At 71.4% G+C, this 12,339-nt stretch carries 8 protein-coding genes; 2 read left to right on the top strand and 6 right to left on the bottom strand.

The window, feature by feature from the left end:
* Window positions 1–334: 334 nt before the first annotated feature.
* Window positions 335–1,930 (top strand): methyl-accepting chemotaxis protein, encoded by a 1,596-nt coding sequence (locus FA90_RS27480; RefSeq protein ID WP_036166385.1) that lies wholly within the window; start codon window positions 335–337, stop codon window positions 1,928–1,930.
* Between the two features lie 203 nt (window positions 1,931–2,133).
* Complete coding sequence (locus FA90_RS04600; RefSeq protein WP_036166382.1) at window positions 2,134–3,723, top strand: methyl-accepting chemotaxis protein; 1,590 nt, start codon at window positions 2,134–2,136, stop codon at window positions 3,721–3,723.
* Between the two features lie 25 nt (window positions 3,724–3,748).
* Here FA90_RS04600 and FA90_RS04595 read toward each other — a convergent pair whose 3' ends face one another.
* The 6 genes from FA90_RS04595 to FA90_RS04570 all read right to left on the bottom strand — a co-directional run bounded on the left by FA90_RS04595 (window position 3,749) and on the right by FA90_RS04570 (window position 12,323).
* Window positions 3,749–6,052 carry an SUMF1/EgtB/PvdO family nonheme iron enzyme gene (locus FA90_RS04595; protein ID WP_036166380.1) on the bottom strand — a complete coding sequence of 768 codons (2,304 nt, stop codon included), beginning with the start codon at window positions 6,050–6,052 and terminating at the stop codon, window positions 3,749–3,751.
* Window positions 6,049–8,124, bottom strand: a complete 2,076-nt coding sequence (locus tag FA90_RS04590) for a hypothetical protein (RefSeq protein WP_036166377.1) — start codon at window positions 8,122–8,124, stop codon at window positions 6,049–6,051. Before FA90_RS04590 ends, FA90_RS04595 begins: the two co-directional genes overlap by 4 nt.
* A gap of 80 nt (window positions 8,125–8,204) precedes the next feature.
* On the bottom strand, window positions 8,205–9,254 hold the full coding sequence (locus tag FA90_RS04585; RefSeq protein ID WP_036166374.1) for a hypothetical protein: 1,050 nt from the start codon (window positions 9,252–9,254) through the stop codon (window positions 8,205–8,207).
* Complete coding sequence (locus FA90_RS04580; RefSeq protein ID WP_051971424.1) at window positions 9,251–10,405, bottom strand: hypothetical protein; 1,155 nt, start codon at window positions 10,403–10,405, stop codon at window positions 9,251–9,253. The genes FA90_RS04585 and FA90_RS04580 overlap by 4 nt, the downstream gene beginning before the upstream one ends.
* Window positions 10,399–10,959 (bottom strand): hypothetical protein, encoded by a 561-nt coding sequence (locus FA90_RS04575; protein WP_036166371.1) that lies wholly within the window; start codon window positions 10,957–10,959, stop codon window positions 10,399–10,401. The genes FA90_RS04580 and FA90_RS04575 overlap by 7 nt, the downstream gene beginning before the upstream one ends.
* Window positions 10,956–12,323, bottom strand: coding sequence for a hypothetical protein (locus tag FA90_RS04570; protein WP_036166368.1), 1,368 nt, complete (start codon window positions 12,321–12,323; stop codon window positions 10,956–10,958). Before FA90_RS04570 ends, FA90_RS04575 begins: the two co-directional genes overlap by 4 nt.
* Window positions 12,324–12,339: the final 16 nt, after the last annotated feature.

The following is a 12,339-nucleotide window of genomic DNA, read 5'->3' as shown; positions in this document are numbered from 1 at the left end:
TTCGAAATGCGCATGATGGCCTCCGTGGATGGAACGCATGGCGCTAGCTGCGGCTGGCATGCCGCCATTTCAAGATTGACTACGCTGCGGCGTCGGCAGAGCGCCAATCAGGGCGCCACGCCTGCGGTGCCAAGACGTGAATACGATCATGGCGGATCGATGCGCCAACAGCCTGACTTGTCCGTCAAAAGACACAATTACTGGCACAATGATTGCCGTTCGGAAATTTTGTCGGTATAGTCCTACATTCGAATCCGTTGGCGCCTGACGTCACGCTCGCTTGCAAGTACTCGATCCACCTACGCCGCCGTGCGGCTCTTTCCGGTTCACTTTCATGTTCAGCAAACTCACGCTCCGTACCCGTCTTCTATCGACCATGGGCCTGCTCGGCGTCATCATCCTGGTGTTCGGCCTGGCCGGCATCAAGTCGATGCGCTCGATGTCCGCCTCGATCGAAGACCTGTACTCCAACCAGCTGGCTTCGACCCAGGCCGTCAACGATTCCAAGAACTTCCTGAGCCGCGCCCGCTTCAACCTTGACAAGGTCTTCCTCCATCCGGACGCCGCCGACGTCGACAAGACCCTGGCCAAGGCCGACGGCTTCATCGCCGATTCGAACAAGGCCTGGCAGAAGTACATGGCGCTGCCGCAGGACGGCGAAGAGGCCGTGCTGGCCAAGGCCGCCGGCGACACCCGCCAGGCCTACATCGACAACGGCATGCTGGCCGTCGGCCGCGCGGTCCACGCCCACGACGCCGAAGCGCTCGACAAGCTGGCGATGAAGACCCTGACCGCGGCCTACGGCGCCTACAACGACGCCGCCATCAAGCTCGACGACTTCCAGGTCAAGCAGGCGCGCGAACACTACGAGGACGCCAAGCGCCTCGGCGACCGCGTGCAGAACGGCGCCGTCGCCGGCATCGTGCTGGGCGGGCTGCTGATCGTGGTGTCGTCGCTGTCGCTGATGCGCGCCATCATGCGTCCGCTGGACAGCGCGCTGCGCTGCTTCGAGGCGATGGCGCGCGGCGACCTGTCCACCCCGATCGCGGTCGACAGCAACGACGAGATGGGCAAGCTGATGCAGGGCCTGGCCGACATGCAGCGCCAGCTCGCCGGCACCGTCAAGAGCGTGCGTGACAGCAGCACCTCGATCGCCACCGCCACCGGCGAGATCGCCGCCGGCAACCTGAACCTGTCGAGCCGCACCGAAGAGCAGGCCAGCAGCATCGAAGAGACCGCGTCTTCGCTGGAAGAGCTCACCGCCACCGTCAAGAACAACGCCGACAACGCGCGCCAGGCCAACCAGCTGGCCATCGGCGCGTCGGAAGTGGCCGCGCGCGGCGGCCAGATCGTCGCCGACGTGGTGCAGACCATGGGCAGCATCCACGACTCCTCGAAACGGATCGTCGACATCATTTCGGTCATCGACGGCATCGCCTTCCAGACCAACATCCTGGCGCTGAACGCGGCCGTCGAAGCCGCGCGCGCCGGCGAACAGGGCCGCGGGTTCGCGGTCGTGGCCGGCGAGGTGCGCAACCTGGCGCACCGCTCGGCCGCCGCCGCCAAGGAAATCAAGGAACTGATCACCGCCTCGGTCAGCAACGTCGACGCCGGCAACGCCCTGGTCGAACGCGCCGGCGCCACCATGGGCGAAGTCGTGACCAGCGTCGCACGCGTGACCGACATCATGGCCGAGATCATGTCCGCCAGCGAGGAACAGAGCGCCGGTATCCAGCAGATCAACGGCGCGATCGTGCAGATGGACCAGGTGACCCAGCAGAACGCCGCCCTGGTCGAGGAAGCCGCGGCCGCCGCCGACTCGCTGCAGGACCAGGCGCACGCGCTGGCGCATCTGGTGGGCAGCTTCCGCATCGACGCGGCCGATGCCCTGCCGGGCAATCACGCCAAGCGGCTCGCCCTGACTGCCTGAAGCATGTGAGCTGGCCGCCGGCCGCGCAAAGGCGCGCCCGGCGGCCTTTTTCGTTTACGGCGCCGGCGCCTGCGTTCGCATGCGGAAACCGTCGCCGTAAAACAACTAAATGTTCAATATTTCCTTAAATAAATACTTTGTCATACAGGGCATCATATTTTGCAGATAGGCTTGAGTCTCATCCCTTTGCTCAATGCCTAACTATGCTCAGTTCCATCACGCTTCGTACCCGAGTGCTGTCGACCATGGGCCTGCTCGGCCTGATCATCCTCCTGTTCGGCCTGACCGGCATCTACTCGACCCGCACCATGCTGGGTTCGCTGAAAGACATGTATGCGAACCAGCTGACCGGCAGCCAGGACATCGACGCCGCCAAGAATTTCCTTAGCCGCGCGCGCTTTACCTATGACCGCGCGACCCTTCATCCCGATGCGCCCGACGTCGACAAGACCATCAGCAGGGCCGAAGGCTTCCTGGCCGACTCCGGCAAGGCGTGGCAAGCCTATCTCGCCCTGCCGCGCGATGCGGTCGAGGACAGCCTGGCCCAGGCGGCCGGCGCCAAGCGCGAAGCTTACATCCAGGATCTGCGCGCGGTGGCGAACGCGGTGCGCCAGCATGACGCCGCCGCGCTCGACCTGCTGGCGATGAAGAAGCTGACCACCAGTTACGGCGCCTTCAACGAGGCCTCGATCGCGCTCGACAAATACCAGGTCAGGCAAGCGAGCGACCAGTTTGCCGATGCCGAGCGACTGGGCGACAACGTGCTGCACGCCAGCATTGGCGGGATCGTGATCGGCGCCTTGCTGATCGCGGCCGCCTCGGTCGCGCTGATGCGCGCCATCATGGGCCCGCTCAACCAGGCGCTGCGCTGCTTCGAAGCGATGGCGCGCGGCGACCTGGCCACTCCGATCGCGGCCGAGCGCAACGACGAGATGGGCAAGCTGATGGAAGGCCTGGCGGCCATGCAGCGCCAACTGTCCGGCACCGTGCTGAGCGTGCGCGACAGCAGCGCTTCGATCGCCAGCGCCAGCAGCGAGATCGCCGCCGGCAACCTGCACCTCTCGAGCCGCACCGAAGAGCAGGCCGGCAGCCTGGAAGAGACCGCGTCCTCGCTGGAAGAGCTGACCGCCACCGTCAAGAACAACGCCGACAATGCGCGCCAGGCCAACCAGTTCGTGCTCGACACCGCCGCGGTCGCCCAGCGCGGCGGCCTGATCGTCGCCGACGTGGTGCAGACCATGGGCCGGATCAACGACTCCTCGCGCCGCATCGTCGACATCATCGGCGTCATCGACGGCATCGCCTTCCAGACCAACATCCTCGCGCTGAACGCGGCGGTGGAAGCGGCGCGCGCCGGCGAACAGGGGCGTGGCTTCGCCGTCGTGGCCAGCGAGGTGCGCAGCCTGGCGCAGCGCTCGGCGGCGGCCGCCAAGGAAATCAAGGAACTGATCACGGCCTCGGTCGGCAACGTCGACGCCGGCAACGCCCTGGTCGAACGCGCCGGCGCGACGATGGACGAGATCGTGACCAGCGTGGAACGCGTGACCGGCATCATGGGCGGAATCGTGAACGCCAGCGAGGAACAGAGCGCCGGCCTGCAGCAAATCAACCAGGCCGTCGTGCAGATGGACCAGGTGACCCAGCAGAACGCTGCCCTGGTCGAGCAAGCCGCGGCCGCGGCGGGCTCGCTGCAGGACCAGGCGCAGGCATTGGCGGCGCTGGTCGGCACCTTCCGCACCGACGATGGCGCCCGCCCCAGGCAGGCCGGGGCGCGCCTGGCCCTGGGCGCCTGACCCCCGTACGCTTGGACCCGGCGCGCTACATCAGCTCGCGCACCACGCGCAAGCCGACGATGTCGTTCGACAGCGCGCTCGAGAACCCGTTGCGCAGCGCCGAGCGCAGGTAGCGCGGGTTATACAGCCAGGAGCCGCCGCGCAGGATGCGGCGTGCACCGTCGCCGCCCTCTTCCCAGGCGCTGCCGTCCGGCGGCGCGCCCACGTAGTTTTCGTGCACGACGTCCTGCACCCACTCCCAGACGTTGCCGTGCATGTCGTACAGTCCCCAGGGATTGGCCGGAAACAGGCCGACCGGCGTGGTGCCGCGCCGGTACTCGCCGCGCGCGCCGCCGTTGTAGGTGAAGTTGCCGTCGTAGTTGGCCTGGTCGGTGGAGATCGTGTCGCCGAAGGAAAACGCGGTTTTCGTGCCGGCGCGGCAGGCGTATTCCCACTCGGCTTCGCTCGGCAGCCGGTAGCTGCGGCCGGTCATCTCGCTCAGCCAGCGCACGTAATGCAGGGCATCGAACCAGTTCACGCCGACCACCGGATGGCGCTCGCCCTGGCCAAAGCCGGGGGCTTCCCAGTCGACGTCGCCGCTCGGGCGCCAGCCGGTCGCGCGCACGAAAGCGCGCCACTCCCCGACCGTGACCGGATAGCGTCCCATCGCGATCGGCCGCTCGATGCCGACCCAGTGCTGCGGCTGCTCGCGCGCCAGCCAGGACGGCTGCGAACCGGCCGCCATCGCGATCTTGCGCTCGTGCTCGGGGGAACCCATCTGGAAGCGGCCGGTCGGCAGCAGCACCAGTTCCGGCCCACGCTCGTCGCCTTCAAGGAAGCGGTCGCGCAGCACGCCTTCCAGGTCGGCCACCGGACTGGTGGGCGTCGGCATCTGGGCCGCCAGCTCGGCCTGGCTGCGCGCGGCGGCTTGCATGCGCGCGCGCTTCTGCTCGGCCAGCTGGGCCGCGGCGGCCCTGGCCTGGTCCAGCTTGCGCTCGGCCTGCTCGCGTTCCAGGCGCGCCTGTTCCGCGTCGGCCGCGCGGCGCGCCTGCAGCTGGCGCCGCAATTCCTCCTTGCGCACGCGGCGCGATTCCTCGGCGGCCAGGCGCGCCAGCTTTTCCTGCTCACGGCGCTGGCGCTCCAGCGCCGCCTTGGCGGCCGCGGTGGCGGCAACTGCGGCAGCGGCTGCTGCGGCCTGGATCTGGGCCTTGCGGCGCGCCGCCTCGGGCTCCGGCGCGGGGTGCGCGAGCGCAGCCGCGGCGGCGGCGACCCCGGCAGCGGCGCCGGCGCCGTCCAGGCCTGGTGCCGGCGCGGCCAGGGCGTCCAGCAGTGCGCGCACGCTGGCCGGCCGCGCCGCCGCATCGAACGCGAATCCGCTTTGCAACGCGCGCCACTGGCCGTCGCTCAGCGCGGCCGGGCGCGCGGCCAGCGCATCGGCCGCGCGCGCGCGCGCGAACGGCAGGCGGCCTTCGATCATCCGGTAGAGCATCGCCGCAACCGCGTGCACGTCCAGCGCGCGCTCGGGCGCGGCCGGCGCCAGCGCCCCCAGCGTCTCGGGCGCGCGGTAGCCCGCCGTGCCCGAGCTGGCCGGCGCTTCCACGCCCGCGCCGGCGCTCCCGTGTACGGACGAGAACCCGGACGCGCCCGCGCGCGCGCGCGCGGCGATGCCGAAGTCGAGCAGCTTGACCTCGCCCTGGCTGGTGAGGAAGACGTTGGCCGGCTTGATGTCGCGGTGTACCAGCCGATGCTTGTCCCAGGCATGGTCGAGCGCATCGGCGACCGGGCCGAGCAAGTCGAGCGCGCGCGCCAGCGGCAGCGGTCCCTCGCGCGCGAGCAGGCTGTCGAGGTCTTCGCCGTCCAGGCATTCCATGATGATGAAGTAGCTGCTGGTGGCCGGGTCCTGGGCCCAGTCGTACACGCGCACGATGTGTTCGTGCGCCAGCTGGCGCGCGCGCGCCGCTTCCTCGATCAGCAGGCGCGCGTTGGCGCCGTTCTCGGTCAGTTGCGGCGGCAGGATCTTCAGCGCCACCTTGCCGCTGTGTCCGATCTCGGCCTGGGTGGCCAGATCGGTCGCCTGCCACACCTGGCCCATGCCGCCGCAGGCGATCAGGCGCTCGAGCCGGTAGCGCCGCTCGAACGGGCCGACCTCCTGGCCCGCCATCAGGCCGATCTCGGTGCCGGCGCGCTCGGCCGGCGCGTCGGCGCGGGCGTCAGCTTGGGAACCGGCCGGCAGTGCATAGGCCGCGTCTAGGATCGCGTTCTTGCGGGTATCGAACTCCGCACGGCTCAACAGGCCGTCTTCGTGCAGCGCGCGCAGTTCGCGCAGCTTGTCGATCGCCGTCTGCATCATCCCCGCGCCGGCAGCGCGGCGCCGCAGGCCGCGCAGTAACGGTCGGACGGGGCGGCCCCGGTGTGCGCGCAGACAGCCCCCGCGCCGGCCGCCACGGCGGCGCCGAGCCGCGCCTGCGATTCGAGCGCGGTCTTGTTGACGTCGTTCTGCAGCGCCAGCAAGTCGAGCTGGTGGCGCCGGTCCTTGTCGAGCTCCTGCTCGCGCCGCACGCGCTCCTGCTCGCGCACCTGGTCAAGCTGCTGGTGCGCGGCGCGCACCGCTTCCACCCCCGGGCTCTGCACGGCGTAGGTGACCTGGGCCAGCGCCGCCAGCTGGTCGGCGCCCATATCGGCGTGCAGGTGCGCCTTCATCACCTCGGCCAGCAAGCCGGCGTTGGCGGCCGGCGCCAGCACCAGCTTGGTGGCGTCGTCGAGCGCGCCGAGCGCCTGCGCATGCGCGATCTGGTGGCGCCGCTCGGCCTCGCGCTCATCGAAATCGATCGCGCGCGCGGCGCGGTCGGCCTCGATGGTGCGCAGCAGCTTTTCGTGCTGGGCGATGGCGTCCTGTCCGGCCCCTTCGCGCCGCAACCGGGCGATCTTCTGCTGCACCGCTTCAGCGTCAAGCGCCTCGGCGCGCTCGCGCTCGCGCAGGCGCGCCGAGGCCACCGCGTCCTGCCATTCGAGCACGCGCTCGGTTTCGCGCAGCAGGGCCGCATGTTCGACCTGCAGCAGGCGCAGGCGCGCCGCGTGCTCCTCGTCGGCGATCGCGCGCGCGCGCTGGGCCAGCGCCCCTTCCTCCTCGTGCAGCCGCGCTAGCTCGGCGCGCTGGCGCACCGCGTCTTCGATGCCGCGCGCCTGCTCGATCTTGTTGCGGATCTGCTGCTGCAGCAGCTGGTGGGCGAAGCGCTGGGTGGCCACGGTGCGCGCCTGCGCCGCATCCTCGCGCGCCACTTCCATCTCGGTGCGCATGCGCAGCCCCGCCAGCTCGCGCAGGTGCTGCCACTCGGTCGCTTCATCCAGACGCGCCAGGTGCTTGCTGCGCAGTTCCTGTTCGAGTTCGGCGACCGCATCGGCGGCGCCGCGCGCGAGCGCTTCCTTGCGCGTTTTCGCCTCGACAATGCGGCCGTACAGTTCGATCTCGCGCGTGCGCAAGGCGTGCGCCCGTTCAGCGTTGGTCAAGGACAGCTCGGCGCCCGCCAGGCTCTCTTCCTGGCGCAGCTCGGCGCGGCGATGGCGCTGGCGCGCGTGCGCCTCCTCGCGCGCGATGCGCTGCATTTCCTCGGCGTCGTACAGTTCGTCGAGCTGCCGGGCATGGGCCAGTTCGACGTGACGCTCGTCGGCGGCCAGCCACAGCGTGCCGATGCGCGCGCGGTGGGCGTCGTACTTGTCGTGGCGCAGCTCCAGCGTGTCGACGCGCACCACCGCCAGGCCGTAGTCCGCCAGCAGCGGCGCCAGGCCGCCCTGCAGGTGCTGGTCGAACTGCGACCTGAGTTCGCTCTTGCCCGCCATGTCGCGCAGCGAGCGCGCGCAGGTGAAGTCGAGCGCCACCTGGCGCAGCGGCTCTTGCAGCAGCTCGCGCAACTGCGCCGCGCCGACCGTCCCGGGCAGCGTCATGAAGTGGCGCGCGAATGCCGGCACGTTCTCGACGCGCAGCAGCAGCGACAGGCGCGCGTCGACCTGGAGGTGTTCGGCGCTGGCCAGGCCGGACAGCGAAAACTCCACCGCCAGCGGGCCGCTCCTGGTGACCAGGATCTCGGCGTGCTGGTCGCGCAGCAGGTGGTTCAGGCGCGTGAAGAAGCCCTCGATCTCGTATTCGCCCTGGGGCACCTCGGTGGCGGCGCCGCCCTGCAGGATGAAGGCGCGCGAGGTGGCCGGCACGCGCAAGGTCTTGACGAACAGGCCCGACAGCGCGCGCACGCCGAAGAACACCGCCAGCTCGTCGGCGCCCGGCATCCAGCGGTTTTCGACCAGTACCGGCGCATGGCGCGGCGCGCCCAGCAGCAGGCCGCAGCCGCCGCAGTAGCCGTCCTGCGCGCCGTGTTTGCGCTCGCAGCGCGGGCAGGCCGCGCCTCCCATTCCGAACATCCGCATCATTTGCGACTCCTCGTATCCTGTGCCGGCGCGGCCGATTGTAGCAGCCGCGGCGCGAGCACGTCCTCGCTCAGGACGTGCATTCAAATCAACCCGATGCGCTCGACGCAGGCCAGCGAAGCGCCGCGCGCGCGCAGTTCCTTTGCCATCCCGGCCGGCAGTGCGCCCTGCCAGGCGCGCGGCACCAGCACGCGGTCGCCCGGCTCGGCTTCGCGCAACAGCAGCGCACATTTCGGGCCCACGGCCTCGACCGTGTCGACGCGTCCGGCATGCCAGGCATCCGAGCAGCCGGTCGCGATCAGGCGTGCACGCGGGAGAAAATCGCGCCCGCGCGCCATGCGGTCGGCCATGACCAGCGCCAGCTCGTACGAGCGGCCCTGGAAATGCGGCGCGCCGAAGCGCACCGTGGTGCGCCAGCGCCCCGGTGCGCGGGCGTCGAAGTGGCGCGCACCGCCCAGCACCTGCCGGACCGCCAGCTGGCGTGCGGCGTCCTGGCCGGGCACCGCGATGGTCGCTTCCTCGTCGAGCGCCGCGGCGCCCGCCTCCAGAGTCAGCGGATGGACGCTGACCTCGACCCAGCACAGGCTGTCGTGCGCGCCGCCGCTGTGCAGCGGGAACCAGGCGCGCGCGCTCGACACGCCCGCGCAAGGGTCGCCGTGGCCGCTGAGCTGGCCGAGGTGCGCCAGGCCGTCCGCGCCGCCCAGCAGCACGTCGGCGCCAGCGGACCCGCTCGGGTGGCCATCGATGTGGCCACTGAGGTGACCAATGAGGTGACCACTGAGCCGCCCGAGCTGCCAGGCATCCGAAAAGCCGTTGGCGACCGGCTCGCCGCGCGCACGCCACAAGCCGCGCACCATGCGATCGGCCAGCACCACGGCCAGCTCCCAATCGCGCTCGTCCGGCGCCGGACTGCGGTCCAGGCTGATCACGACCTGATCGCGGCTGTCGAAGCGCGGCTCGGTGTGGCGCGCCAGGCGCACCACTTCCAGCATCCGTTCGGCCAGGCGTGCGTCGCCCGGCGCGCTGCACTTGACGTCGGCGCGACCGGCGCGCTCGCGCCGAGTGGCCGTGACGGTCAGCAGGCTGCCGTCGCGCAGCACGCTGCGGCAGGTGGCGATGGTGGGGGCGCTCATGGCATGGCTCCCGTACCGGCAACAGCAGCGTCGGCGTCAGCCTCGGGTTCAGGCGCGGCGCCGGCGGCGCGCCGTGCGCCGCAGTCGAGCTCCAGGTTGGCGACGATGCGCTCGGCCTCGTCGTACAACAGGGCGGCGCCGGCGCTGCCATCGGCGCCGCCTGCGTCACCCTGCGCCGCCTGGGCGCGAAAGCGCGCCAGCAGCGCCCAGGCTTCGTCCAGCGACGCGCAGGCGCGCAAGGCATGGCGTGCGCGGCGTGCCTGCGCGTCCATCGCCAGCGGCCGGCCGGGCGCGGCCAGGCCGAGCGCCGGCATGGTCGAGGCCGACACCGACAGCAGATCGAGCCTCTGCAGCAGCGCCTGCTGGCGGCGGAACTGGTCCTGCCCGGCCGGCAGCGCGGCCAGGCGCAGGCCGCACATCAAGCCCGGCAGCTCGATGAACAGGCGGCGCAGTGCACGCGCATCGCCGACCGGGCATGGCGCCGCCGCCTCCTGCCCCGGCGCGTCGATGCGCGCCGGCCGGGCCGCCGGCATCCGGCCGAGCACCGGCTCGAGCCGCGCCGAAGACGGCTGCGCATCGAACGCGCGCGCCGCCAGCAGCGCCGCGTAGTCGACCGACGCACCCAGGTCGACCGGCACGCAATCGTCGACGCTCAGGCCGAAGCGCATGTAGCACAGCTGGTCGAAGCCCTGGCGGAACGCGTTCCATTCCTCGATCGTGGTGCAGGGCGGCAGTTCGAGCGCGCCGGCGGCCAGCTCGCGCTGCAGCGCCGACTCCAGAGCGCGCGCGAGCGCGGCCAGCGGCAAGGGGCCGTCGGCTTCGGCCGCCAGCAGCAGTTCGAAGCGCTGGCGTGCGCCCTCCAGCTCCGGCTCGATCGCGAAGCGCGTGCGCAGGCCGACCTCGGGCGCCTGCGCGAACGGCGCCAGGTCGACCGTGTACGGTCCCGGGTGCCAGGCCCAGCCCTGCTCGCCGTCGCGCAGTTCGACCCGCCTGGCCGGCGCGGCGCGGCGCGTGTGGCCGCTGGCATCGACGATCAGCAGCGGGCAGGCGGCCGGAGGCGTGCAGCCTGCGCGCAGCGGCAGCGCGACCATGCTGCGCCCCAGTTCGCCGGCGTCGGCTACCTTCTGCGTGCGTTTGAACAGCCCTAGCATGGCTCCACCGTGAACAGCGCGCCGCGCTCCTGCAGGTGCAGCGCGGGCGGGTCGGCGAACGGCCAGGCGGCCTCGCATTCGCCGTCCAGGTCGAGCCGGCCCTCGAGCATTACCTGGCCGGCGCCGTCGCGCACGCGCACGGAGGCGCGCGCCGCCAGCAAGCCGGCAGCGAACGGCGCGCCGCCGGAGAGCTGCAGCACCAGGCGCCAGGCGCCCTGCTCGCCCAGCAGGTGCAGGGTCCACCAGCCGTCGTCGCTGACCGGCGCGGCCATATCCAGCGTGCTGGCCGCGCGCAGCAGGCCGCGGCTGCCGCGCCAGGGGGTGGCCTGCGTTGCGTCCCGCGCACGCCGCGCCAGGGCCAGGTGGCGCAGGCGGCGCTGGGTCAATGGCGAGGCCTGCAGCGCGGCGCGTTCGCCGCTGGTGAGCGGGCGGCTGCCGTCCAGCGCGCCGGCCAGCACGGCGTCGGCAAGCATCAGGCGGTCGCCCTCGACGCGGCGCGCCAGCAATGCCGCTTCCTGCAGGCGGCGCGCCTGGATATCGCTGTCGTTGTTCATCGGTCTCTCCTCGTCGTCGCGGGTTGCGGGGCCTGCGCCTGCAGGCGGGCGATGGCGGCGTCGCGGCGCTTCCTCAGCGTCGGCAGCGACACCCCGGCCAGCGCCGCCAGCTGCTGCATGGTCGGCAGCTCGCCGCTGGCCGGGTCGCGCCAGGCGTCCGGGTAGCTGTCGTCGCCGGGGCCGAGCAGGCGCGCGTACACGGCCAGGCGCACCGGCAGGACGTCGTCGCCGAAAGCCTGTGCGATCACGCCGGCGCCGGCGCCCTCCCCCGCCGCCTCGGCCGCCATGTGCAGATAGCCGGGGGGCAGTGAAACCGCGACGGCGGCCGCTTCCAGCGTCGGGTCGGGCGCCGGCGCCGCCGCGGCTGGCGCGCCGCACGCCTCGGCGGCATCGCCCGCGTCGGCTACTGCGGCTACTGCGGCTACATCGGCTACATCGGCTATATCGGCGTCCGGCGCCTCCTCGCGCGCCTCGAGGATGCGGTCCGGGCCGGGCGCGGCCGCCTGTTCCGATTCCTGCAGCACGCGCCAGTAATCTTCCATCCACACCGAGGCGTCGTCCAGGTCCTGGGCGAAATCGACGTCGCGGTTGGCCGACAGCGTCTCGTATTCGCCGATCTCGCGCAGCATCGCGCCGATCTTGTCCGGGCTCGTCTTCAGGCTGGCGAAGCGCTTCGAGCGCGTATGCAGCGGCCCCGGGCCGGCGCCGAAGCGCCCGAGCGTCTCGCTCCAGCGCAGCAGCCATTCGGGGCGGCAATCGGCGATCGAACCCAGCTGGCGCACCTCGATCGGCGTGACGGCGGCATCGTCGAGCGCGCGCCCGAGGATGGCGCCGACCTGGGCGCGTTGCTGGGCCCAGTTGCCGAACAGGCGCGCGATCTCGCCATACGCGGTGTCGAGCATGCGGTAGGCGTACATGCGGTTCGGGCTGCAGGGGCGGCCGCAGGCGGCCTGGTAGTTGTCGGCGTCGACCTTGTCGCGCAGCTGGGCATACATGTCGTTGACCTTCTTGCGTAACAGCGCATCGTCGACGCCCGCGCCGAGCCGTTCGGATCCGGCGCCGACCGCCGCGCAAAACGCCTGCCAGTCGCCCGGGCGCGCGCCCAGCTCGTAGACCAGGCCGAGCGCCAGTTCGAACACGGTCTCGCCGTAGCCGTTGCCGCCGGCCTGGGCGCGCGGGCTGCGCCGCTGGGCGTGCAGCAACGCGCCCATGCGCTCGACGTAGGCGCCCAGTGCCCCATCCCCGGCGTCGTCGGCATGACCCGCGTGCGCGCAGGCGCGCAGGGCCACCAGCGAGCATTGCCCGAGCAGCTTGCGCACTTCTTCCCAACCCGGCTCCTGGTACCGGGTTCCCGGCAGACGCATACCTTCCTTTCGATTC

The sequence above is a fragment of the Massilia sp. 9096 genome (genome assembly GCF_000745265.1).
GTDB lineage: Bacteria > Pseudomonadota > Gammaproteobacteria > Burkholderiales > Burkholderiaceae_D > Telluria.
The sequence above is the reverse complement of the archived record's forward strand: the minus strand, read 5'-3'. Positions and strand labels throughout refer to the sequence as shown.